Genomic DNA, 22,587 nt, shown 5'->3' with positions numbered 1-22,587 from the left:
ATAAGAGGTCTTTCTTCGATCCACAATAGAGGTAGTGGCTTAGAAGAAAGGAGACTCTACCGATGTATAAACGTTTAAGTTCAGTTATGTTTCCGATATTTGCAGTTCTGTTAATCGGTGCTCTCGTATGGGGTTACCAAGAGAACCAGGAGAAAAATGCAATTCTGATCAAGGCAGAGAATCAATATCAGCGTGCCTTTCACGATTTATCTTTTCATATGGACAAATTGCACTCGGAGATTGGGAATACACTGGCCGTCCATGCTACGTCCCAAGGGATGCATCGCAAAGGTCTGATGAATGTATGGCGACTTACCAGTGAAGCGCAGAATGAGATTAACCAATTGCCGCTTACGATGTTGCCATTCAGTGAAACGGAGGAGTTTCTCTCCCGCATCTCCAACTTTGCTTATCAGGCGTCCATGCGTGATCTGACCAATGAACCTTTAAGTGAGAAAGAAATGGGTAACTTGAAAAAACTGTATGCGAATTCATCCGAGATTACCAAAAATTTGCAGGATGTACAGCAGAAAGTCATTTCCGACCGTTTACGCTGGATGGATGCCGAGTCGGCTATGGCAACGGAAGAGCAAACGATGGACAATACCATCGTGGATGGATTCCGGACGGTTAACAAAAAGGTACAGGAATATCCTGAACTTGATTGGGGCCCTTCAGTCTCCAGCATTTATGCCAAACGTTCGGTGAAAAAGCTGGATGGTCTACCTGTGACCAAAGAGCAGATCCAAACTAAAGCTGCGAAGTTTTCGAATGCTGAACACGGCAAGATTCAAGTACAGGAAAATGGTAAAGGTACAGACTGGGAATCGTACACAGCCACGATTGATCAATCCAAAGACAGCAAATTGAGTATGGACTTCACGCGTAATGGCGGTCTGCTCATCTCTTACAGTGACACTCGGCCAATCGGAACAAAGAAAGTAACACGTAAGGAAGCTATGGCAAAAGCAGATCATTTCCTTTCCAATAAGGGTTACAAAGATATGAAGGCAGTCAATTATGACGAATTTGGCAATCTCGGTAACCTGACCTATGTCCGTAAACAAGGTGATACCCTGATCTATCCAGAAAAAATGTCTGTTCGGGTTGGCCTTGATAATGGGGATGTTACCGGCTTTCAGGCAAGTGATTTTGTATATGAGCATCAGAAGAAGCGGGAGATTCCAAAAGCAGCGCTCACGGTTGAACAAGCCCGCAAAAAGCTGAATCCGGAATTCAAGGAGAGCTACGCTCGCAAATCACTCATTAAGAATGATTACAGCAAAGAAGTTCTGTGTTACGAATTCGGTGGACGCATCAATGGTGCAAAATATAAAATTTACATCAACGCCGATACAGGTACGGAAGAAGCCGTTGAGGAAATCAAACCGGTGAATGAGACCACATAACATCAAGAGCCGGGAGCATGATAAATGAAAATGAATTACTGAAACAGACCACGTAGTGGTCTGTTTTTTGTTGTCCACTATGAGAAAGGTCATGGTATAATAGTCCTTGTACATACGATACGAAGATAAAAAGCTAAGGTGGCGGTGAACAGCTTGTTTCCCAAAATAAATGAAGTTTTATACATCCAGATTGCCTCTGCAGATGAAAAAGAGGAAAGCAAAGAATATAAATCACGCATAGCGGATGTGGATGACAACAGTTTCCTGATCGAAGTTCCGATGCAACAGGGAAGCAGTCGGTTGAAACGGTTGTTTTTTGGTGAGGAATTGTCCATTTCGTATATTACAGAAGACGGGGTTCGTCATTATTTCAACACGTATGTGACCGGATTTGAAGAAGATGTAGTTCGGCTAGTACGAATTCGCAAGCCATTGCCGGACGACATCACCAAAATCCAGCGTCGCAGTTTTCTGCGTGTTCATGCAAACCTTGAAATGGCCATCCAGAGCGAAGATCTAACCCGAGCCGTGGGCTTGACTGAAGATATCGGCGGCGGGGGATTGTCCATTTATGGTGAACCCGGTTTTGTTATTGCGGAAGGGCAGAAGCTCAAGTGCTGGTTGCTTATTCCTTATCGGAATGCAGTGATTGAGCATGCGAATTTTGAAGCTGAAGTGGTTCGGATCAAAACACTGGAGACGGGCAGACAGCTATGCATGTTAAAGTTTGTGCAGATTACGGATTCGGAACGACAGAAGATCATCAAGTTTTGCTTTGAACGGCAATTGGATTATCGCACGAAATAAAGAATGGGGATTGGCTGGGATAAAAAGGTGCAGCAGTGGGCACTGTAATGGAAAAAACGGAGGTTCAGCTTGTGAACAATCGCAATGCATCCCGCAGATACGAGCGCCTGTATTATGTTTTATCCAAACGAATGGAAAGAAGGGCTCTGCTGCTGATTACAGCTCTTCTTGTTCTGCTTGTGATCTATCAGTTATTACTTCTTGTGCCTGATATGAAAAAGAATATGACCTCCATTGATCGTCTGGAAGGAACACCAATTCAGATGCAAACGGTACACGAACAATCACATCACTGATTTGTCTGTTTTTGCATCCATGTGTATAGTGTGGTATAATTTTGACGATGCAGGCAATGCCTGTTTTTTTATTGAGGCTTATCGTTTGAGGAGGAATGCCCCGTTGGCAAGCCAGAACACATCAGAGAACGGGAAGATGAACGTCGCAATTGACGGACCTGCCGGTGCCGGGAAAAGCACGGTGGCCCGATTGGTTGCAGAGGCGCTCGCGTATATATACGTCGATTCTGGCGCAATGTACCGTGCGGTAACCCTGCATATGCTTCGAAAAGGTATTTCACCGGAAGATGTGCCAGAGGTGCTTCAGGAAACCCAAAAGCTGGTCATTGATTTACAACCGGATCCCGACGGACAGAAAGTGTTCTGTAATGGGGAAGATGTTACCTCGGAAATCCGCTCCCGTGAAGTGACGGGAATCGTGTCCCGATATGCGCAAATCGAGGGGCTGCGTACGCAATTGGTGGATACACAGCGGCAAATGGCTTTGCGCAAGGGCGTCGTCATGGATGGACGCGATATCGGAACGACAGTATTGCCCGACGCGGAAGTGAAAATCTTCATGACTGCCAGTGTGGAAGAGCGTGCACTTCGCCGCTTCAAAGAACTGGATCCCTCAGAAGGACTGACGTTGCAGCAGCTTGAGCGAGACATCGCCACCCGTGACAAATTGGATGAAAGTCGGGAAATATCCCCGCTTCGCTGTGCTGAGGACGCTACTGTGCTCGACACAACAGAGATGAGCATCCATGAAGTGGTTGACAAAATCGTGTCTTATTGCACAATGGTCAGAGGAGAGATCGGTCTATGATTTACACATTTTGCAGCACATTACTGCGGATCATTTACACCATTCTTTTCCGCCTGGAGGCAGTTGGACGGGAGAACATCCCGAAAGAAGGCGGCGTACTTTTATGTTCTAATCATATCAGTAACTTTGATCCTCCAACGGTTGGTATCAAGATTCGTCGTCAGGTGCGCTTCATGGCCAAAAGCGAATTGTTTGATATCCCGGTCTTTGGCCGAATTATCAAAGCCGTAGGCGCTTTTCCCGTTAAACGTGGAGGCGTCAGCAAGGAATCCATCAAGACCTCACTCAACATTTTGCGTGACGGTGAAGTGCTTGGTATTTTCCCTTCGGGAAGCCGACACAATGATGGAGGCATCGGCAAAAAAGGGGCAGCGAGTTTCGCTCTCCGAAGTGGTGCTACAGTTATTCCTACTGCTATTATCGGTAACTACAAGGTTTTTCGTAAGATGAAAGTGGTTTATGGAGCACCGGTGAATTTGGACGAGTTCAAGGAAGATCCATCCGGCGATGCGCTGGAGAGAGCGACGGAGAAGATTATGTCCAAAATTAATGAAATGGTGCAAACAGGCGTGCCGAGCAAATAACGGCATCGTCGGACAACTGAGTGCATGTTTCCATTTCTTTGAGGGAAGCTAAGTTAGGCATTCAGTTCTGAAAGTGTTTTGAACTCTGCTACAGGCAGGTTTGAATATAATGGGGTTTTTGAATTGAGGAGGGTATTTGACATGTCGGAAGAAATGAAAAATCAAGAAGCAACCCAAGATGAGTTGGATCAATTCGTTTCCTTGAAAAAAGGAGATACCGTAAAAGGAACCATCGTCAAATTGGAAGATAACCAAGCCTATGTGAGCATTGGATATAAATATGACGGTGTAATTCCAATTCGTGAACTGTCTTCCCTACACGTAGACAGCGCGTCTGATGCAGTTGAAGTTGGACAAGAAGTTGAAGCTAAAGTACTTAGCATCGACGACGAGAAAGAAAAACTCGTTCTGTCCAAACGTGCAATCGACAGCGAAAACGCTTGGGATCAATTGCAAAAGCATTTTGAAGACCAAGACGTATTCGAAGTTGTTGTAGCTGACGTTGTTAAAGGCGGTCTGGTAGCAGACGTGGGCGTACGCGGATTTATCCCGGCTTCCATGGTAGAGCGCCATTTCGTTGAAGATTTCAGCGATTACAAAGGACGCACATTGCGTGTTAAAGTGAAAGAGATCGACCGTGAGAACAACAAAGTGATCCTTTCCCAAAAAGACGTACTTGAGCAAGAATTCGAAGCAAACAAAGCTACGGTTATGGCTGGTTTGCAAGAAGGTCAAGTTATCGAAGGTACAGTACAACGCTTGACTCAATTCGGTGCTTTCGTTGATGTGGGCGGAGTAGACGGATTGGTTCACGTATCCGAGCTGGCTTGGACACACGTTGACAAACCATCGGACGTTCTGTCTGAAGGCGATAAAGTAAACGTTAAAGTGCTGAAAGTTGATCCTGAAAAAGGTAAAATCAGCCTGAGCATGAAAGCTGTTCAACCAGGTCCTTGGGAAACAGCTGGCGACAAATTCAATTCTAGCGATATCGTAACAGGTGTTGTAAAACGTCTGGTTGACTTCGGTGCTTTCGTTGAAATCGCTCCTGGTGTTGAGGGACTTGTGCATATCTCGCAAATCTCCCACAAACATATTGGCACTCCGCACGAAGTGTTGAAAGAAGGACAAGAAGTTCAAGTTAAAATCTTGGATATGAATCCTTCTGAGCAACGTGTAAGCCTGAGCATTAAGGAAACTGAAGAAGCTCCTGCTCAAGCACCAAAATCAGAAAGACCTGCTAGAAACAACGCTCCACGTGAAGAAATCAACAATCCGAACGTTTCCTTGAGCAATCAAGGTCTGAGCATCACGCTCGGTGAGCGCTTCGGTGACAAACTCAGCAAATTCAAATAAGTTAACAATGCATGGTTCTTAGTTATATACTGCATATTTTGCTGAACAATAAAAGCAAGATCGGCGAGCCCCAGCGGGTTCGCCGATTGTTGTTATTGCGAGTATAACGGCATGAAACGTTAGCCAAGACAGGTGTTTTTTGCTATGATGAGTATCGTAAGTATGGACAGGAGGAGTGGAATGTATGGCAAGACCCGTTGTGGCAATTGTCGGGCGACCGAATGTGGGCAAATCCACCATTTTTAATCGGATCATCGGCGACAGATTGGCCATTGTGGAAGACAAGCCGGGCATTACCCGTGACCGTATCTACGGAATCGGCGAATGGAACGGTAAACCATTTAGCATTATCGATACAGGTGGTATCGAAATCGACGGCGAGGACGTCATTTTAAAATCAATCCGGATGCAGGCAGAGCTCGCCATTGAAGAAGCGGATGTTATTGTATTCATGTGTGATGCAAAAGCAGGGATTACGCAATCTGATGAAGAAGTCGCAGAGATGTTGTACCGCTCAGGCAAGCCTATCGTTGTAGCCGTTAACAAAGTGGATAATATCGGGCGCAGTGAGCTCATTTATGAGTTTTATGGATTTGGATTTGGTGATCCAATCGGAGTATCGGGAAGTCATGGTACAGGTGTAGGTGATTTGCTCGACGCCATCGTAGAGAAATTGCCTGAACTTGAGGAAGAGACTTACGATGACGATGTCATTCGTGTAGCTCTGATCGGACGTCCTAACGTGGGTAAATCTTCATTGGTGAACGCCATTTTGGGGGAAGAGCGTGTTATTGTCAGTGATGTTGCTGGAACGACGCGGGACGCGATCGATACACCGTTTGAAAAAGATGGCCAGCGCTATGTGCTGATTGATACAGCAGGTATGCGTAAACGTGGTAAAGTCTATGAAACCACGGAGAAATACAGCGTGATGCGTGCGATGCGTGCTATTGAGCGTGCAGATGTTGTTCTGATTGTTATTAATGGCGAAGAAGGCATTATTGAGCAGGACAAGCATATTGCAGGTTATGCATTTGAAGCAGGCAAAGCCTCCATGTTTGTTGTGAACAAATGGGACGTTGTAGAGAAGTCTGATAAAACAATGAATGAGTTTGAGAAAAAAATTCGGGATCATTTCCTGTTTATGACTTACGCTCCGGTTGTATTTTTGTCAGCTAAGACAAAACAACGCTTACAAAAATTGTTGCCTGTGGTGCAACGTGTGGCCCAGCAGCACTCTATGCGTGTTCAGACGCATCTGCTTAACGATGTAGTGTCTGATGCCGTAGCCATTAATCCGCCACCAACAGATAAAGGACGCAGAATGAGAATCAACTATGTGACTCAGGTTGCCGTTAAACCTCCGACCATGGTTATTTTTGTGAACGATCCGGAATTGATGCACTTTTCTTATGAACGTTACCTGGAGAATAAAATTCGTGCAGCGTTTGATTTTGAAGGGACGCCAATTCGCATATTTACTCGGAGGAAGTCCGACGAAGGTTAGGGGAGAAGTTTGTGATTTTACAAATCGCAGCGATTGTACTGAGCTATCTGCTCGGTTCAATCAGCTTTAGTGTCCTCCTTGCAAAAGCACTACGGGGGATCGATATCCGTCAACACGGAAGCGGAAATGCAGGGGCTACCAATACTTTGCGGATATTGGGTAAAGGACCAGCAATTCTGGTACTGCTGTTGGATGTACTCAAAGGTATTGCGGCCGTTTGGATTGGTGTTTGGTTCAGCAATGGTTCTGATTGGATTCCTGCACTTAGTGGTATAGCTGCCATTGCAGGACATAACTGGCCGCTGTACTTCCGTTTCCGTGGAGGAAAAGGAATTGCGACAGCGATTGGTGTACTCGTGACTCTTGCACTTATTCCTGCGCTATGCGCCGGGGTATTTGCGATCCTGTCCATCGTATTGACACGATATGTTTCATTGGGTTCCCTTATTTTTGTAGCTTTGACACCGCTCTGCATCCTTGTGTTACCCGGATATTCGATGAGTATCTTCTGGGGAAGTCTGATTATTTGTCTGTTTGCGTTCTGGAGACATCGTACCAATATTGCGAAGCTCGCCAAAGGACAGGAAAATAAATTGGGATCGAAAAGCCCTGGAGGGGGAAAACGCGTTGTCTAAAAAAGTTGCTGTTCTGGTTGCGGGCAGTTGGGGTACTGCACTTGCCAGTGTATTGGCTGCCAATCAACTGGATGTGATCATGTGGACACGTGGTGAAGACCAGGCCGCAGAGATCAATACTAAACATACAAACCAACGCTTCCTTCCCGATGCAGAGCTGTCACCCCGTATTCAGGCAACCACGGATATGGCGACGGCAGTTGAAGGGGCTTCTGCTGTGTTAATTGTTGCTCCTTCATCGGCGATGCGTTCGGTAGCTCATCAGCTTAAGGCCTATTACAAACCGGAAATGTTAATCATTCATGCAACCAAGGGATTTGAGACAGAAAGCCTGAAACGCATGTCCACAGTCATTTCGGAAGAACTCGAATGTGAAGAAGGACGTATCGTTGTACTTTCTGGTCCAAGCCATGCGGAAGAAGTGGTTAAGCGTTGCCCAACAACGGTTGTTGTGGCATCACTGGATAAAGCTTCTGCCGAGGCAGCCCAAGGTTTATTTATGAATGCTTATTTCCGTGTGTACACAAATCGAGATATGATCGGTGTAGAACTGGCGGGAGCGTTCAAAAATATTATCGCGCTGGGAGCAGGGATGTCAGACGGGCTTAACTTTGGTGACAATGCCAAAGCAGCGTTGCTAACACGTGGGCTGGCCGAGATCACACGCATCGGTGTGGAGATGGGAGCGAATCCGCTCACGTTCTCTGGACTTGCAGGGATCGGCGATTTGGTCGTGACCGCGACTAGTCAGCATAGTCGTAACTGGAGAGCCGGTTCCTTGCTGGGCAAAGGACAGAAGCTGGACGATGTTTTGAATTCCATGGGCATGGTTGTGGAAGGTATTCGGACCACACAGGCCGCCCACTTTATTTCTCAGAAATACGGTGTGCAAATGCCGATTGCAGATCAGCTTTATCACGTTCTTTTTCAGGAGAGACAGCCGCGGGATGCTGTTGAAGCTTTGATGGGACGTGATCCCAAGACCGAAATGGAAGTCATGACGCTTGAAACCTGGGAGCAGTGGCATTCCTGATGGCAGCGTAGGCTGTTTTCCCGAAATGAGAAGCTTATTCACCTTTTTTGCGGTGCACTCATATTATACACATGAGTATTGCCGGAGGAGGGGAGACGAATGGCTAACAACATTTCCAAGGAAGCGCTGAAAGCGATCAACAAAAAAACAGGGAAATCGATTACGGAAGGTGCCGTCAAGAAATTGGCGAGTACAGTAAAACCGTCCACCATGCAGAATGAAGCTCAGTTGCGCCAACTGATCAAGCAAGTATCCGCCATGGCAAAAGTGCCGGTATCTGAGGATACAGTTCAGGATATCGTGAGTGCCGTCAAAAAAAGCGGATTAAACCCAAACAGTATGGAATCATTAATGAAAATGATGATGAAAAAATAATAGATCGCGCCTGCGTGCAGGCGATCGAGCAAGACAAAAAGACAAGTCGGCATCTGCCGGCTTGCTTTTTGTCTTTTTTTTGGAAAGCTGAGCAATGTTTCGTGTTATAATAGTTGCAATTGTCACAGTGTCAGTGATGAATAACGGACTGAAGGGGAGAACTCTGGATTATGAACGCGATGGACAAGATGTGGCTATCATTGGTCGCAATCCTCATTATGGGACTATCTGTATTCCTGATTACGTTTGCTCGATCCAAAACGAAAGGCATTGTACGGGGGATTCTTTCTTTAATTGCTTTTCTCATTATGCTGATTGGCTTTTTCGGCGGAATAGCTTCTCTGACCTGATCTTTCTCACCTGAGAGATAACATCCGCATAAACACATCATAAGAACTGACACAACGAAAACGGATGAAGGGAAGTGAGCGGATGAGGCCGCATGAAACGGAGGATCGGACAGAGCGCTATCCGGAATTACACGCGGCTTTGCTGGAAACGGCGAAAGCTTGGGATGCAGAGCCTTATACGTGGCTGCTTGGGGGAAGCTGTGGGTTGTTGCTCCAACAGGTGGAATTACAGCAGGCTCCCAGAGATATTGATGTTTACGCTGATATCACCGCCGCGAAGTTGCTTCATAAATCTGCGCCTGGAATGGTGCTGGACGAGCCTGTCGTAGATAAGACGGGACCTTATGCCTCGCTGCTCAGTCATTATCAGGTAGGGACTTGTTCGTTGGAACTGGTTGGTGGTTTCGAAGTATGGTCACGTAAAAGCTGGTACCGCATTGAAATTGAGCATGTATTGGCCAAGTATGCACCTGAAGCCAAAGTGGGTTCTTACACATTGCGTCTAATGCCACTTGCTCATGAGCTGTTGTTCAATCTAATGAGAGGCCGTGCCGATCGTTACGAACCCATTGCAAGACAGATTCGGCAGATGCCCGAATTACATCAACCTCTAATGACTTTATTGGGGAAGCAAAATATATGGACAAGCCGATTTAGAGCAGAAGTGGAAGAGCTTGTTGGCTTCGAATGGCCTCAGTAGGTTGGGAGGAAGAATGATGGATTACAATATTACATTTTTACCGCAAAATAAAACGATTCGGCTAAAGCCAGGGGTAACGCTATTAAATGCTGCACGCCGTGCAGGGGTGAAAATAGCAACGCGATGTGATGGAAAGGCAGCCTGCCTGATGTGTAAGGTGAAAGTAGATTCGGAACATCTTGCAGCACTGCATCCTCCAACAGATGCGGAGAGGCGTAAGCTAGGTTCACTGCTGGATGCAGGCACTCGGCTGTCATGTCAGGCGAAGGTTCGGGGATCGGTGACAGTTCATGTTCCGGAGGACCCGCTGAAGGCAGCGATTCGTAAACAATTGGAGCGTCAGCAGCAGGAAGAGGACGATTGGTTCTAAGAATACCTGAGTGGAACGATTCAAGGAGGATACGGATGAACGTGAATATGACGAAGAACGTGAAACCAAGAGGGCAGAGGCGTCATTTGCAGAAGATGTCCTGTCTGCTCTTATTCCTGTTGTTTTCTATCACTGCAACGGGGTGTATGTATCAATCCCAGAGTAATCCCGATCCCAAAATAGCTTATAGGGAAAGCGTAAGCCGTATTCAAACTGCGGTAGAAGCATTCCAACAGGATCAAGGGATTTTGCCCATGGTCAATGCAGATATGGAAACACCGAAATATGAAAAATTCAGAGTTGATCTGTCCAAGCTGAAACAGCAGGGGTATCTGGATGAAATACCGGGCACTGCGTTTGAGAGTGGTGGGAGCGCTTACTTTCTCATTCAGGATGAAGAAGTGAACCCGACTGTCAAAGTCATGGATCTTCAAACGGTACAGAAAGTAAATGATGTTCAACGAATGGTCAATCAGTACAAGTCCGTACATAACAATCAACTGCCAAGTGGGGAAGAACTGTACCCGGGTCTGTACGCTGTAGATATGGAGCAAGCCGCACAGGCGGGTGCCCCAGCGGTTACACTGAATAGTGTATATTCGGGTCAGGAGCTGCCTTTCATGATGGATGATGAGGGCAATGTGTATGTGGATTATGCTTTTGACATTATGCAGGCTGTAGAGAAGTCAGAGAATCCTCCATCGAAAGTGGAAGATATGCGTGATTTCTTGCTGGAGCATTCTTATTTTGTCCCTGTAAAATCGGTTGCCTACACCTGGCAGAATAATACCCCAGTTGCAAGAAAGTAATCATGAGCGTTAATTCGATTCGAATGCACATAATCCAATGAATTGACCTTAAAGTAAAAAAAGAGATATTCCGCATCACGGAATATCTCTTTCTTATATGCTGGTTTATAGTTCATATCATATAGTACCCATCATATGGTCCACAAGCTATCTTTCGATTACTTTGTTCAGACCTCGACTTTATAACTCAAGTCAAGTTCATCGCCGGGTAATCCCCGAATACCCCAATGACTGCGCGGTGTTTCAAAAAGGGTAATCTCCACATCATTAGGCGACAATTTCAACTGTTCATCTATTCGTGTGAATAATTGCTGAATGAGTTCTTTCTTGACTTGATCTGTGCGGCCTTCGAACATGCTGATTTCAATAATGGTGTACCCTGCTGAACGATCAGAGGGAAAAAGAAAATCATCCGTGCTCATGGGAAAGTAGCGTTGAAACTTCTTGTTCTCTGGTAATCCCACAACGTCCATCATAACCGAGTGTATGACTTGTGAAAGCTGTTCTTTCAATGGGTTCAGATGCTCACCTAGTCCATATACTTTAATCTGTGCCACGCTCATCTCACCTTTCTCAGCTCGTTATCTCTGCTCTTCTCTGCTAAAAAATGCCTTACTCTCACATTATACCTCCTGTACGGCTTGAACGGTACCACGAAACCCAAATCAATGATCCGGCATAAAAGCTTCGGCACGCTCATAAAGTAGATTGAAATAAAGACGCGCAGTCCGAGAGCGGGGCGATTCTCTTAAGGCAACTACCTTGAGAAAAAAACAAAAAATACGCGTCATAATGCTGCATACGGATACATAAGATGATACTAGTCCAATTGCATGTACGAGTTAACGCCGCTTTCGCCGGTTTCATCAGAATGCAACGTTCGGCGGCGGACGACTTCCGGGCACTCACAAAGGCGGCTCTACCGTTGCAGGGATTTCAGTCTTCTGATTGAAAAAACGAAGCGGATGCTCTTTAGCATTTTTCCTTCGGAGTAATTTAGGGAGGGGATTTCATTGGAGAAAGTGGACATTTTTAAGGACATTGCCGAGCGGACCGGAGGGGATATCTATCTCGGGGTTGTCGGCGCAGTCCGGACAGGTAAATCAACATTTATCAAACGTTTCATGGAAACGATTGTCTTGCCAAACATCACAAACGAGGCAGACCGCGGGCGGGCAGTTGATGAATTGCCACAGAGCGCAGCTGGCAAAACAATCATGACTACGGAGCCAAAATTCGTACCGAATAACGCGGTTCAAATCAAGGTCGCTGAGGGACTTGATGTCAATGTGCGCCTTGTGGATTGTGTAGGTTACGCGGTGGAAGGAGCCAAGGGATACGAGGATGAGAATGGACCACGCATGATCTCCACGCCTTGGTTCGAAGAACCGATTCCTTTTCAGGAAGCAGCCGAAATTGGCACACGCAAAGTCATTCAGGAGCATTCCACACTGGGTGTGGTGGTCACAACAGATGGCACGATCGCTGAGATTGCCCGGAGTTCATATGTGGAATCAGAGGAACGTGTCATTGCCGAACTGAAGGAAGTGGGCAAACCGTTTGTGCTGGTCATCAACTCCACTCGCCCTCGCAGTGAAGAAGCGCTGCAGTTGCGCAGTGAGCTTGCTGCCAAGTATGACATTCCGGTTATGACACTCAGTGCAGCTACAATGACCGAAGATGATGTAACAGGTGTGCTTCGCGAAGTATTGTATGAGTTCCCTGTGCATGAAGTGAACGTGAATCTGCCGAGCTGGGTGATGGTACTGAATGAAAACCACTGGCTGCGCAGCAACTACGAAAATTCCGTTCGCGACACGGTTAAGGATATCCGCAGGCTGCGTGACGTGGATCGGGTTGTTGCTCAGTTCATGGAATATGAATTCATCGATCGAGCCGGACTGAGCGGCATGAACATGGGGCAGGGTGTGGCAGAAATCGATCTGTATGCACCGGATGAATTATACGATCAGATCCTCGTGGAAGTTGTTGGTATTGAAATTCGAGGCAAGGATCATCTGCTGCAATTGATGCAGGAATTCTCCCATGCGAAGAGGGAGTACGATCGCTTCGCTGAGGCGCTGGAGATGGTCAAAACGACCGGCTACGGTATCGCAGCGCCATCCCTCGCTGAGATGGCACTGGATGAGCCAGAACTCATCCGCCAGGGTACCAAATTCGGCGTCCGCCTGAAAGCAACCGCACCATCCATTCATATGATCCGGGTCGATGTGGAATCGGAGTTTGCACCGATTATCGGAACGGAAAAACAGAGTGAGGAACTGGTGAGGTACTTGATGCAGGACTTCGAGAACGATCCGATCAAGGTATGGGATTCAGATATGTTCGGTCGTTCGCTGCATTCCATCGTGAGAGAAGGCATTCAGGGTAAAATTGCGATGATGCCAGATAACGCACGATACAAATTGCAAGAGACATTGGGACGTATCATTAACGAAGGTTCAGGTGGATTAATCGCCATCATTCTGTAAGTCCAAAAGGCCGTAGGGGTAAACCTCGCGGTCTTTTTCTTGTTTTATTTTCATGATTCTGGATGAACTGGATAAGATACTTTAGTTTCGAATAAAAACTTAGCGAGTTTTAGCTTTAAATTACTAAAACCCATTTACATACTAGGGATTAGCCGTTATATTAATATTCAACTATTGTGATCGAGATCACAGAGAGTGTGAACAGGGGGAGAAAGAGATGAGAGGGAAAAATTCAAAATGGGTATGGTTGAGTGTGCTGCTTGTATTTACATTGGCGCTGTCCGCTTGCGGAATTAAAAAAGAACCTGCTTCAACTACAGCTTCCGGCGCAACGGAGGACAAGCCTCAAACCGAAGCAGTAACAGGTCCACTCAGCGGAAAACGAATTGCACTGATTATGGAATTTAACACAGGTACGTTCTCACAACAATACGTGCAAGGGGTTAAAGAAGAAATCGAAAAATTCGGTGGACAACTGACTACGTTTGTCGCCGATAATGATAAAGCCAAAATGGTTTCGTTGCTCGATAGCGCAATTAACCAGAAATTCGATGCCATTCTAACGGATCATGGGGATTCCTTGCTGACGCCGGGCGTGAAAAAGGCAGTAGAACAAAATATCCCGGTTGTTGTTTTCGATGCAGATATTAACGTTCCGGGAGCAACAGTGTTGTCCCAGGATGATCAGAAGATGGCTGAGCTTACGCTCGAGCAAATGAAAAAAGATATTAACGGACAAGGCAATATCGTAAAAGTATGGGTAGCCGGCTTTGCACCAATGGAACGTCGTCAGATTGCTTATGGCAAGTTCCTGAAAGAGAACCCGGACATCAAGGAGATAGCAACGTTTGGTTCAGCACAGAACCCGGCGCTGGATACACAAGCTAAAATGGAAGCGATTCTGAAACAATATCCAAAAGGTGAAATCACGGCGGTATGGACTGCATGGGATGAGTTCGCTAAAGGTGCGGCGCGTGCCATTCAGCAAGCAGGACGTGACGAGATCAAGGTATATGGTATCGACATGAGTGATGAAGATTTGCAGATGATCCAGGATCCGAAAAACCCTTGGGTAGCTTCCGCAGCGGTTGATCCAACCGACATTGGACGTGTTCAGGTTCGTTATGCATACCAGAAGCTGAATGGGGATGAGACTGAGGATCAAGTGGTTCTCAACCCGGTTTATGTACAGCGTGATGCGCTGCCAGACAAACAAATCTCCACTTCAGAGCTGTCCGAGTATGTGGAGGGCTGGGGAGGAAGTACACAGGGAATCAAGGATTGGATGTCGGAATACGGAGTTACTGCTAAATAAAACAGCGTAACGGGGGCGCGCCACAAGGCGCGCTTTTTCCTACCATGATGAAAAAACTACATGAGAATGTGATACTCCCGGAGGGGAGCGATTGGAGGTTGGCGTCATGAGTACTGCACCGATTCTGCTTCAAATGGAACATATCCACAAGCAGTTTGCAGGCATTCCTGCACTGAAAGACGTGGAGTTCTCCGTCAAAGGTGGGGAAATACACGCGCTGCTTGGTGCGAATGGTGCCGGCAAGAGCACATTGATGAAAATTCTGTCTGGTGCCTATCAACTGGATCAGGGCAGCATCCAATTAAGTGGGCAAACGCTTCATCTAAATTCACCGGGAGATGCCAAAGCGAGTGGAATTCACTGTGTGTATCAAGAGGTAGATGCTGCGTTGGTTCCCCAATTGACAGCTGCCGAGAACATTATGCTGGATCAATTGGCGTCACCTGACGGAGGTTGGTGGAAAAGTCCGCGGAAACTGCAACAGCGTGCGGCTGAAGCTTTACAGCAATTAGGAGCGGCTATATCCGTTCACAAAAAAGTAGCCGACCTGACGCTCGCGGAGAAGCAGATGATTCTGCTCGCACGTATCCTGATTCAGGATGCCAAGGTCATTATTTTTGATGAACCAACTGCACCGCTAAGCCAGGAAGAAACGGATGCTTTTTTCCGAATTGTTCATTTATTGAAAGAACGCGGTGTGGCATGTATTTTCATTACGCACCGTCTTCCTGAAGTTACGAGTCACTGTGACCGCGTTACCGTTATGAGAGATGGACAACATGTGTTTACGGGTGAGGCAAAAGAGCTTACGATCAATGATCTGGTGACGCAGATGCTCGGAAAACCGTTTGAGGAAGAGTTCCCCAAGACAGAAGCACCGGTAGGTGAAGTGCTGCTGGAAGCAAGAGGACTTCGGCGTGGAGTCCGCGTCAAGGGGGTGGACCTGTCTGTTCGTCGAGGCGAAGTGCTTGCTGTGGTAGGGCTTGTAGGTGCGGGGAAAACGGAATGTTCCCGTTTGTTGATTGGTGCAGATCGGCTGGAGAGTGGAGAGATTCGGCTTAACAATCGTGAGCTCCGTCTTTCCCAACCTGCTGATGCTGCGGCTCTGGGCATTGTCTCAGTGCCTGAGGAACGGCGGAAACAGGGGATTCTGATTGAGGAAAACGTGGAACGGAATTTGAGCCTGCCTTTGCTTGGACGTCTTAGTAGATTAGGTTTTGTAAGTCGAAAGCGAGAGCGTGAGAATGCGGAATCTTTAGTGCAGCAGCTCGGTATCAAAACATCCTCAGTGCGGCAGGAAGTGAAGTATTTAAGCGGTGGAAATCAGCAAAAGGTGGCCATTGGCAAATGGCTGAATGCCGACGCAGACGTATTTATCTTTGATGAGCCAACAAAAGGTGTGGATATCGGCGCCAAAAGTGACATTTTTCGCATCATTAACGAACTGGCTTTGGCGGGTAAAGCTGTTATCTATTTCACGTGTGAACTGGATGAAGGATTGGGCATAGGTGATCGGATTGCAGTCATGTGTGAAGGGACCATTGTAAAAGAATTCAAACGGGGCGAGACCAATCAAGAACAGCTGCTATACTACGCAAGCGGTGGACAAGAGGTGGAAGCATGAAGGATAAATCATTGGATTTTGCGTTCCGTTATGGCGCGATTATCGTTATTATTGGTGTTATCGCATTTTTCGGTATTAAATTGCCTTATTTCTTCACGTATAGTAACTTGACCGATATTTTGGGTTCAATCTCTATCGTGACATTTGTGGCGATAGGTGTTACCTTATCTCTCATTGTAGACGGATTTGATCTTTCAGTGGGGGCAACCGTCTCGCTGACAACTGTCGTTACCGCTTCATTAATGATTTGGTATCAGCAGCCGCTGGCAGTTGTCATTATCGTCCCACTGATTATTGGGGCTGTGATTGGTTGGCTTAATTCCTTGCTCATTGTGAAACTTCGTATTCCCGATCTGCTGGCTACCCTTGCCACAATGTACATTATCGGAGGAATTCATAAAACGTATGCTCAAGGATACACGATCTATAACCATATGCAGTTTCCAGACGGAAGCAAGGCTGCTGGAGAGATGGATCCTACATTTCTGCAGCTGGGGCAAGGGAAATGGCTGGGAATGCCGATTTCGGTCATCCTGCTGCTCATTGCGGTTATCGGTGTGCATATCTTTTTGACGTATACGAAGTATGGGCGCCAGATGTATGTTACTGGGGGAAATGAAGAAGCGGCACGCCTATCCGGTATTAAGGTGAAAAAGGTGCGTACACTCGCTTATGTAGCTGCTGGAGTGTTTGCTGCAATCGGCGGTATTATCTATGCATCGAAAGTAGGTTCAGGGCAAATTGATGCCGGTTCTCCGTTGTTAATGGAATCTGTGGCCGCTGTGTTTGTCGGATTCTCTGTATTTGGTGCAGGTAAGCCAAACGTGATCGGAACATTCATTGGCTCGGTTCTAATTGGTGTACTGGTGAACGGTTTGACGATGATGAATGTTCAATATTTCACGCATGATATTGTAAAAGGTGGGGTACTCGTGCTTGCTCTGGCCGTTACATTTTACGTGTTAAACCGCAACCGCACTTGAAATTGTGTGCTGTCTGTATTAGTATAAAATTTGTTCGGCGTCTGAAACAACCTTTGTTTCAGGCGACATTCTGCCGGAAATGACTGTTGACCGCAGGCCGAGATTTGTGTTCATCACGCTCAAGATGTACGTAGATTTTTTGTGTATGAACGTATATTTCGCTATAAAACGGAAACACAGTATAACATTCAGGACATTGATTCAGGAGGTGAAAAAACAAATGAACAAATCAGACTTGATTACACACGTGTCTGAAGCGACAGAATTGTCCAAAAAGGATGTAACGAAAGCGGTTGATGCCGTATTCGAAGCAATCTCTGAGGCTCTTCAAAGCGGAGACAAAGTACAATTGGTTGGTTTTGGGAACTTCGAAGTTCGCGAGCGCTCTGCACGTAAAGGACGCAACCCGCAAACAGGTGAAGAAATCGAAATTCCTGCGAGCAAAATTCCTGCATTCAAACCAGGTAAAGCGCTCAAAGACGGAATTAAATAAGATTTCTACATATTCCATATGTCGACAAAAAGACCGTGACTTGTTCACGGCCTTTTCTTTTGTCTTTAATCATTGTTCTTCCTGTCGTTTAGCGACTCCGGTTCATCCGGTTGCTGCGCATAGGCAATCAGAATCAGTTCTTCTCCAGCAGCTGAGGACAGTTGCTGTTCGGTTTCTTTTAACTGGCGAATATGCTCGTCTGTCAGTGCTGCGGGAATGTATTTCATAGAGACTCTCCTTTCTGTGGCTGGATCACTTGTAGTATGACCTGGGAGTAACAGATTATTGCGCTCCATTCACATAAGGGCTGGTTGACAAATGAAACAATCTTAATCATCATTAACGCTATTGAACAAGGAGAGGGGATGTGCGTGATGGATCATCCAACCGGCAGTGATTATATCGTAATTAAGGCGGAGGAGAACGGTGTTCAGGTGATCGGCTTAACCCGAGGTCAGGATACCCGTTTCCACCATACCGAGAAGCTGGATAAGGGAGAAGTCATGTTTGCCCAATTTACCAATCATACTTCCGCCATTAAAATCCGTGGAAAAGCCACGCTGATCACCAAGCATGGACAGATTCAGTCTGAATAATGAAAATTGCAGGCATAGCCTGCTTTTTTTCATTGTACAATGAGGTATGAGCCTTTACCGGACAGACTACACTAACAGGTAAGGGCAGGGAGGCATTTATGAAACCGCGGATGATCGTGACTGCTTCGCTGCTGGCAACGGTTGCGGCGGTCCTTCTGCTTGTTGCCATACAAACCTTACATATGCGTACCTTGGGCGGTGAAAACATACAACCCGTTTCTGCGACGCAGCATCCCGTCCAGCTAACGGAAGACAATCTGGTGGATGTGCTGAGCACCATGAAATTATCGACACCCATTGCCAGGGTGGAGTGGAAACAATCCATTTTGACGCTTGATCTAAAGGTGACCGGAACCAGCACAAGTTACACCGAAATCTATGGTAATATGGCTACTGTGGCAGATTTGGGCTTTCGAAGTCTGGATAACGTTGAACAGGTGATGCTGCGTGTTATGGCAGAGGATGAATGGCTTCACAAAAGACATTTGTTGATCGCTGCGGATTTTCGACGTGGGGAATGGCCGATGTATGCGATCGAAACGCTTCGAGACTGGAATAGCCCGATCCTCTCCGACGAATTGAAGGACTGGTTTCACATGATGGAGACCGAACTTTGGAAGAAGCAATTCGAAATGTCAAGTCAGGGGTAATAGAATAGCAGGATTCAGTGCGTGCCCGATAAACATATGCTATAATATATAAGATTGTAGTGCAGAAATGGTTTAACAATGCAAAGGCTCGGAGGCTGAGAATGAATTCATATCGCGTACCCCAACTAGCAAAGAAATATACGGATTACGACATGATTCGACAACATACGGAAATCCCATCATTTCCGGATAGCCGGGCTCGTCTGCTGCAGGTATTTGTGGGCCGCACAGACGAAAAGGTGCATGATGAGCTATACGCTCTCGCAACCTCGCTCGTTCAGTTGGCCATGGATACGCATGATCGAATCGATACGATATCCGGAGAGCGTAGAGAAGTGGAGATGCGTTCACGCCAGCTGAATGTTCTTGCCGGAGATTATTTCAGTAGTCGTTTCTATCAGTTGCTTGCCCATGCAGGCAAAATTGAAATGATCGGTAAACTTAGTGGTGCTGTATCCGAAGTGAATGCTCGTAAGATGACGCTGTATGAACGGATGAAAAAGCTTCTCGTTTCGGCTGAAGAATACTTGCGTGAAACAATACAGCTGAAGATGCAGCTGTTTCTTTCTTTTACAGGCATGATTCGCGATGACGAAGCATCACTATGGAACGACCTGTTGACCGAATTCAGCTACTGCGAGGCAATTATGGAAGAGCTGCAGCAGATGAATGACGAACAGAACTTTTATCACAGTTATGCTTTCTGGCATATTTACGAGTATGGCAATGACGACGAGCGGAATATGCTGCGTCAGCCAGAGCCGGATACAAGAGCATGGAGCGGTATGGTGCTGAAGTATCGGATCGGCGAGTTTTTGCTGGACAAGCTTCGTGAGTGTACACACCGTATACAACTGTTGCTGCAAGACGAGGAAGATCAACTGGGCCTGCATGAGATCAATGCAATTCTGGAGCCTTACCTGACGTATTTGCAGCCTTCACATGCGGCAGTAAGGGAAGATTGAGGGGGAGACAGACGAATGGGGAGCGGAGAGACCAAACCTAAAGAAGAATTTGTCCATTCTGTTTTTCAGAGTATAGCCGGTAAATATGACGTCATGAATGATATTCTGAGTTTCCGCAGGCACAAGGCTTGGCGTAAATTCACCATGAAGAAGATGAATATGTCCAAAGGTGATACCGGTCTTGATCTGTGCTGCGGCACATGTGACTGGACGCTCGCGATGGCTGAAGCAAGTGAAACAGGTCACATGCATGGACTGGATTTCAGCAGCAACATGTTAGAGGTGGGACAAACCAAGGTTGACGCTGTAAATCGTCAAAAACAAATTACGTTGGTACAGGGCAATGCGATGTCGCTTCCCTTTGAAGACAATTCATTCGATTATGTGACGATCGGTTTTGGACTGCGTAATGTACCGGATCTGAGACAGGTTCTGTCGGAGATGAAACGTGTAGTGAAACCGGGTGGCATGGTGGTGTGCCTGGAATTGTCCAAGCCGACATGGCAGCCGTTTAAAGGTATTTATTATTTTTATTTTGAACAAGTATTACCCAATCTTGCCAAATTGTTTGCCAAACGTTATGAGCAGTATAAATGGCTGCCGGACTCACTTGCACTTTTTCCAGGAAGAAAGGAACTGGCCGATATTTTCGCTGAAACTGGATTAAAGCAAGTGCAGGCCTATCCTCTGACCGGAGGTATTGCGGCATTGCATATTGGAACCAAGGAGAATCAGCATGTTTAGGAAAATTCGCATCTTTTTAGAAATGATCAAAATTGAACACACGCTTTTCGCTTTACCTTTTGCATTTATGGGAGCCATCCTCGGTTCCATGGTAGTGAATGATACATTCCCGACCTGGATGCAGATTATGTGGGTACTACTGGCTATGATTGGTGCAAGAAGTGCTGCTTTTGGCTTGAACCGCATGATTGACCAGGCCATAGACAAGAAAAATCCACGTACCGCGATGAGAGCAATTCCGGCCGGTTTGTTGAAAAATGGTGAGGTCGTTATTTTTATCATAGTATCATTTGTGCTCTTGTTCTGGGCCTCATCCAACCTTAACGTGTTATCCATGCAGCTGTTGCCGATAGCTGTATTTATGCTGGTATTGTATTCATATACCAAACGTTTCACCTGGTTGTGTCACGTAGTGCTTGGTATGACCATTGGTCTGGCTCCACTTGGGGGTTGGGTAGCGGTAACGGGTACGATGGATTGGACAGCGATTGTGCTGTACGTTACGATTGTGTTCTGGACTGCAGGGTTCGATATCATCTATGCATGTCAGGATCTGGATTTTGATCAGGGCGAGGGTCTTCATTCCATACCTTCCCGTTTTGGTCTTAACAAATCATTGCAGATCGCAAAGTTCTTCCACGTGATTACAGCAATCGGTTTTCTTGCTTTGTTATTGTTGACCGATCTGAGCTGGTGGTATGGTGCCGGAATGCTGATTACTTATGGTATCCTCTTCTATGAACACTATATTGTATCGCCAAATGACATGAGCCGGGTGCAGACCGCATTCTTTACAATGAACAGTGTGCTCAGTCTGGTTGTATTCACATTTACTTTAATTGATCTGGCGGTGAAATAAAGATGCAGCAGCCGGACAATAAACGACTAGTTGTCGGAATTACCGGGGCCAGTGGAAGTATATATGGCATCAGATTAATTGAAACGCTGCTTGATCTTGAATACACCGTGCATCTGGTGATCTCCAATGCTGGGTGGCGTGTATTAAAAGAAGAAATGGACTGGGATGTTGCGAATCGGGACCGTGTACTGGAAGAAAAATTCGGCGGCCGTGCGGGTTCCCTGATCTATCATCCCGTTAGTGATATTGGTGCCTCCATTGCAAGTGGTTCTTTCCTGGCAGAAGGCATGATTATAATGCCGTGCTCCATGGGTACTCTTTCATCCATTGCACAAGGCTCGTCGGACAATCTGATGTCCCGGGCTGCTGATGTCATGATGAAAGAGGGAAGAACGCTGATTTTGGTGCCACGTGAGACGCCACTGCATGCCATCCATCTGGAAAACATGCTGAAGCTCTCACGGCTTGGTGTCCGAATGATTCCGGCCATGCCTGCTTTTTATTACAAACCCCAAACGATGGACGAGTTGATTCTGTTTCTGGTGGGTAAAGTGCTCGATAGTCTGCGCATCCCGCATCAACTGTTTACCAGATGGGGAGAACCGGATGAACGGGGATAGCTTCTGAGTTTCCTTTAATTTTGAATCTGCTGACCGAAATGCAGTGGCAACTCAACTTGCTGTCCCCCAATCCCGGGGTATTGGTGAGCGCTGATGGTGATGTTTGATGGAACCACAGCCTTGACCCATGCTCCGGCAACTTCTGTACTTATGTTTCAGAACAAGTCGCAGAGTTTAATTCCCGGATGTCGGCCTTGACATTCGAAG

At 46.5% G+C, this 22,587-nt stretch carries 27 protein-coding genes; 25 read left to right on the top strand and 2 right to left on the bottom strand.

Going from position 1 to position 22,587, the window contains the following annotated elements; all coding sequences use genetic code 11:
• The first annotated feature begins 62 nt into the window (after positions 1-62).
• From ypeB to BMY78_RS16155, 14 genes are all read left to right on the top strand, one after another.
• Positions 63-1,409, top strand: a complete 1,347-nt coding sequence (gene ypeB, locus BMY78_RS16220; RefSeq protein WP_090900639.1) for a germination protein YpeB — start codon at positions 63-65, stop codon at positions 1,407-1,409.
• A gap of 153 nt (positions 1,410-1,562) precedes the next feature.
• Positions 1,563-2,216 (top strand): flagellar brake protein, encoded by a 654-nt coding sequence (locus BMY78_RS16215; protein ID WP_090900636.1) that lies wholly within the window; start codon positions 1,563-1,565, stop codon positions 2,214-2,216.
• A 71-nt stretch (positions 2,217-2,287) separates the two neighbouring features.
• Positions 2,288-2,512 carry a hypothetical protein gene (locus BMY78_RS16210; RefSeq protein WP_143067039.1) on the top strand — a complete coding sequence of 75 codons (225 nt, stop codon included), beginning with the start codon at positions 2,288-2,290 and terminating at the stop codon, positions 2,510-2,512.
• Positions 2,513-2,615: 103 nt separating this feature from the next.
• A complete protein-coding gene (cmk, locus tag BMY78_RS16205; RefSeq protein ID WP_090900630.1) occupies positions 2,616-3,320 on the top strand; it encodes a (d)CMP kinase in 705 nt (234 codons plus the stop codon).
• Complete coding sequence (locus BMY78_RS16200; RefSeq protein ID WP_090900627.1) at positions 3,317-3,904, top strand: lysophospholipid acyltransferase family protein; 588 nt, start codon at positions 3,317-3,319, stop codon at positions 3,902-3,904. Before cmk ends, BMY78_RS16200 begins: the two co-directional genes overlap by 4 nt.
• Before the next feature lie 141 nt (positions 3,905-4,045).
• Positions 4,046-5,260, top strand: coding sequence for a 30S ribosomal protein S1 (rpsA, locus tag BMY78_RS16195; RefSeq protein ID WP_076288924.1), 1,215 nt, complete (start codon positions 4,046-4,048; stop codon positions 5,258-5,260).
• Positions 5,261-5,444: 184 nt separating this feature from the next.
• A complete protein-coding gene (gene der, locus BMY78_RS16190) occupies positions 5,445-6,767 on the top strand; it encodes a ribosome biogenesis GTPase Der (RefSeq protein WP_024630683.1) in 1,323 nt (440 codons plus the stop codon).
• Between the two features lie 11 nt (positions 6,768-6,778).
• Positions 6,779-7,402 (top strand): glycerol-3-phosphate 1-O-acyltransferase PlsY, encoded by a 624-nt coding sequence (gene plsY, locus BMY78_RS16185; protein ID WP_090900624.1) that lies wholly within the window; start codon positions 6,779-6,781, stop codon positions 7,400-7,402.
• On the top strand, positions 7,395-8,435 hold the full coding sequence (locus tag BMY78_RS16180; RefSeq protein ID WP_090900621.1) for an NAD(P)H-dependent glycerol-3-phosphate dehydrogenase: 1,041 nt from the start codon (positions 7,395-7,397) through the stop codon (positions 8,433-8,435). The genes plsY and BMY78_RS16180 overlap by 8 nt, the downstream gene beginning before the upstream one ends.
• A gap of 99 nt (positions 8,436-8,534) precedes the next feature.
• Positions 8,535-8,810 carry a stage VI sporulation protein F gene (locus BMY78_RS16175; RefSeq protein WP_024630680.1) on the top strand — a complete coding sequence of 92 codons (276 nt, stop codon included), beginning with the start codon at positions 8,535-8,537 and terminating at the stop codon, positions 8,808-8,810.
• Between the two features lie 170 nt (positions 8,811-8,980).
• Positions 8,981-9,160 carry a DUF2768 family protein gene (locus BMY78_RS16170; RefSeq protein ID WP_053780676.1) on the top strand — a complete coding sequence of 60 codons (180 nt, stop codon included), beginning with the start codon at positions 8,981-8,983 and terminating at the stop codon, positions 9,158-9,160.
• 82 nt (positions 9,161-9,242) lie between these two features.
• Positions 9,243-9,860 carry a hypothetical protein gene (locus tag BMY78_RS16165; protein WP_090900618.1) on the top strand — a complete coding sequence of 206 codons (618 nt, stop codon included), beginning with the start codon at positions 9,243-9,245 and terminating at the stop codon, positions 9,858-9,860.
• A gap of 16 nt (positions 9,861-9,876) precedes the next feature.
• The gene (locus BMY78_RS16160) at positions 9,877-10,230 is read left to right on the top strand and encodes a 2Fe-2S iron-sulfur cluster-binding protein (protein WP_090900615.1); all 354 of its coding nucleotides are present in this window, start codon (positions 9,877-9,879) and stop codon (positions 10,228-10,230) included.
• A 35-nt stretch (positions 10,231-10,265) separates the two neighbouring features.
• Positions 10,266-11,039, top strand: coding sequence for a hypothetical protein (locus BMY78_RS16155; RefSeq protein ID WP_256222167.1), 774 nt, complete (start codon positions 10,266-10,268; stop codon positions 11,037-11,039).
• A gap of 167 nt (positions 11,040-11,206) precedes the next feature.
• Here the strand turns inward: BMY78_RS16155 and BMY78_RS16150 are convergent, their stop codons facing one another.
• Positions 11,207-11,596: a tautomerase family protein gene (locus BMY78_RS16150; protein WP_090900612.1), complete on the bottom strand. Its 390-nt coding sequence runs from the start codon at positions 11,594-11,596 to the stop codon at positions 11,207-11,209.
• Between the two features lie 456 nt (positions 11,597-12,052).
• On the opposite strand from BMY78_RS16150, the gene spoIVA reads away from it, so the two are divergent.
• From spoIVA to BMY78_RS16125, 5 genes are all read left to right on the top strand, one after another.
• Positions 12,053-13,531, top strand: a complete 1,479-nt coding sequence (spoIVA, locus tag BMY78_RS16145) for a stage IV sporulation protein A (protein ID WP_076288931.1) — start codon at positions 12,053-12,055, stop codon at positions 13,529-13,531.
• Positions 13,532-13,748: 217 nt separating this feature from the next.
• Positions 13,749-14,846, top strand: a complete 1,098-nt coding sequence (locus tag BMY78_RS16140; protein WP_090900609.1) for a sugar ABC transporter substrate-binding protein — start codon at positions 13,749-13,751, stop codon at positions 14,844-14,846.
• A 106-nt stretch (positions 14,847-14,952) separates the two neighbouring features.
• The gene (locus BMY78_RS16135) at positions 14,953-16,470 is read left to right on the top strand and encodes a sugar ABC transporter ATP-binding protein (protein ID WP_090900606.1); all 1,518 of its coding nucleotides are present in this window, start codon (positions 14,953-14,955) and stop codon (positions 16,468-16,470) included.
• The gene (locus BMY78_RS16130; protein WP_063566763.1) at positions 16,467-17,453 is read left to right on the top strand and encodes an ABC transporter permease; all 987 of its coding nucleotides are present in this window, start codon (positions 16,467-16,469) and stop codon (positions 17,451-17,453) included. Before BMY78_RS16135 ends, BMY78_RS16130 begins: the two co-directional genes overlap by 4 nt.
• A gap of 220 nt (positions 17,454-17,673) precedes the next feature.
• Complete coding sequence (locus tag BMY78_RS16125; protein WP_024630670.1) at positions 17,674-17,946, top strand: HU family DNA-binding protein; 273 nt, start codon at positions 17,674-17,676, stop codon at positions 17,944-17,946.
• A gap of 65 nt (positions 17,947-18,011) precedes the next feature.
• On the opposite strand, the gene BMY78_RS32860 is transcribed toward BMY78_RS16125, so the two are convergent.
• Positions 18,012-18,173 (bottom strand): hypothetical protein, encoded by a 162-nt coding sequence (locus tag BMY78_RS32860; RefSeq protein WP_177185752.1) that lies wholly within the window; start codon positions 18,171-18,173, stop codon positions 18,012-18,014.
• Between the two features lie 147 nt (positions 18,174-18,320).
• On the opposite strand from BMY78_RS32860, the gene mtrB reads away from it, so the two are divergent.
• The 6 genes from mtrB to BMY78_RS16095 all read left to right on the top strand — a co-directional run bounded on the left by mtrB (position 18,321) and on the right by BMY78_RS16095 (position 22,380).
• Positions 18,321-18,542 carry a trp RNA-binding attenuation protein MtrB gene (gene mtrB, locus BMY78_RS16120; RefSeq protein ID WP_024630669.1) on the top strand — a complete coding sequence of 74 codons (222 nt, stop codon included), beginning with the start codon at positions 18,321-18,323 and terminating at the stop codon, positions 18,540-18,542.
• A gap of 98 nt (positions 18,543-18,640) precedes the next feature.
• Positions 18,641-19,192 (top strand): hypothetical protein, encoded by a 552-nt coding sequence (locus tag BMY78_RS16115; protein ID WP_090900603.1) that lies wholly within the window; start codon positions 18,641-18,643, stop codon positions 19,190-19,192.
• A 101-nt stretch (positions 19,193-19,293) separates the two neighbouring features.
• Entirely contained in the window at positions 19,294-20,157 is an 864-nt protein-coding gene (locus tag BMY78_RS16110; protein ID WP_090900599.1) for a heptaprenyl diphosphate synthase component 1, read from the top strand.
• A 15-nt stretch (positions 20,158-20,172) separates the two neighbouring features.
• The gene (locus BMY78_RS16105; protein ID WP_090900596.1) at positions 20,173-20,901 is read left to right on the top strand and encodes a demethylmenaquinone methyltransferase; all 729 of its coding nucleotides are present in this window, start codon (positions 20,173-20,175) and stop codon (positions 20,899-20,901) included.
• Positions 20,894-21,760, top strand: coding sequence for a UbiA-like polyprenyltransferase (locus tag BMY78_RS16100; RefSeq protein ID WP_063566766.1), 867 nt, complete (start codon positions 20,894-20,896; stop codon positions 21,758-21,760). Before BMY78_RS16105 ends, BMY78_RS16100 begins: the two co-directional genes overlap by 8 nt.
• 2 nt (positions 21,761-21,762) lie before the next feature.
• A complete protein-coding gene (locus BMY78_RS16095) occupies positions 21,763-22,380 on the top strand; it encodes a UbiX family flavin prenyltransferase (RefSeq protein ID WP_090900592.1) in 618 nt (205 codons plus the stop codon).
• Positions 22,381-22,587 lie beyond the last annotated feature (207 nt).

The sequence above is a fragment of the Paenibacillus sp. OK076 genome (genome assembly GCF_900110055.1).
Lineage (GTDB): Bacteria > Bacillota > Bacilli > Paenibacillales > Paenibacillaceae > Paenibacillus.
Note: the sequence above shows the minus strand (reverse complement) of the source record. Positions and strands in the feature narration are given on the sequence as shown.

Excerpts from the sequence above, each read along its gene's own strand:
- BMY78_RS16160 (WP_090900615.1), top strand. The coding sequence starts at position 9,877 with ATGGATTACAATATTACATTTTTACCGCAAAATAAAACGATTCGGCTA.
- BMY78_RS16125 (WP_024630670.1), top strand. The coding sequence starts at position 17,674 with ATGAACAAATCAGACTTGATTACACACGTGTCTGAAGCGACAGAATTG.
- BMY78_RS16115 (WP_090900603.1), top strand. The coding sequence starts at position 18,641 with ATGAAACCGCGGATGATCGTGACTGCTTCGCTGCTGGCAACGGTTGCG.
- ypeB (WP_090900639.1), top strand. The coding sequence starts at position 63 with ATGTATAAACGTTTAAGTTCAGTTATGTTTCCGATATTTGCAGTTCTG.
- BMY78_RS16140 (WP_090900609.1), top strand. The coding sequence starts at position 13,749 with ATGAGAGGGAAAAATTCAAAATGGGTATGGTTGAGTGTGCTGCTTGTA.
- BMY78_RS16165 (WP_090900618.1), top strand. The coding sequence starts at position 9,243 with ATGAGGCCGCATGAAACGGAGGATCGGACAGAGCGCTATCCGGAATTA.
- BMY78_RS16110 (WP_090900599.1), top strand. The coding sequence starts at position 19,294 with ATGAATTCATATCGCGTACCCCAACTAGCAAAGAAATATACGGATTAC.
- BMY78_RS16175 (WP_024630680.1), top strand. The coding sequence starts at position 8,535 with ATGGCTAACAACATTTCCAAGGAAGCGCTGAAAGCGATCAACAAAAAA.
- BMY78_RS16135 (WP_090900606.1), top strand. The coding sequence starts at position 14,953 with ATGAGTACTGCACCGATTCTGCTTCAAATGGAACATATCCACAAGCAG.
- der (WP_024630683.1), top strand. The coding sequence starts at position 5,445 with ATGGCAAGACCCGTTGTGGCAATTGTCGGGCGACCGAATGTGGGCAAA.
- mtrB (WP_024630669.1), top strand. The coding sequence starts at position 18,321 with ATGGATCATCCAACCGGCAGTGATTATATCGTAATTAAGGCGGAGGAG.
- BMY78_RS16130 (WP_063566763.1), top strand. The coding sequence starts at position 16,467 with ATGAAGGATAAATCATTGGATTTTGCGTTCCGTTATGGCGCGATTATC.
- BMY78_RS16200 (WP_090900627.1), top strand. The coding sequence starts at position 3,317 with ATGATTTACACATTTTGCAGCACATTACTGCGGATCATTTACACCATT.
- BMY78_RS16170 (WP_053780676.1), top strand. The coding sequence starts at position 8,981 with ATGAACGCGATGGACAAGATGTGGCTATCATTGGTCGCAATCCTCATT.
- BMY78_RS32860 (WP_177185752.1), bottom strand. The coding sequence starts at position 18,173 with ATGAAATACATTCCCGCAGCACTGACAGACGAGCATATTCGCCAGTTA.
- rpsA (WP_076288924.1), top strand. The coding sequence starts at position 4,046 with ATGTCGGAAGAAATGAAAAATCAAGAAGCAACCCAAGATGAGTTGGAT.
- BMY78_RS16105 (WP_090900596.1), top strand. The coding sequence starts at position 20,173 with ATGGGGAGCGGAGAGACCAAACCTAAAGAAGAATTTGTCCATTCTGTT.
- BMY78_RS16095 (WP_090900592.1), top strand. The coding sequence starts at position 21,763 with ATGCAGCAGCCGGACAATAAACGACTAGTTGTCGGAATTACCGGGGCC.
- BMY78_RS16155 (WP_256222167.1), top strand. The coding sequence starts at position 10,266 with ATGAACGTGAATATGACGAAGAACGTGAAACCAAGAGGGCAGAGGCGT.
- BMY78_RS16100 (WP_063566766.1), top strand. The coding sequence starts at position 20,894 with ATGTTTAGGAAAATTCGCATCTTTTTAGAAATGATCAAAATTGAACAC.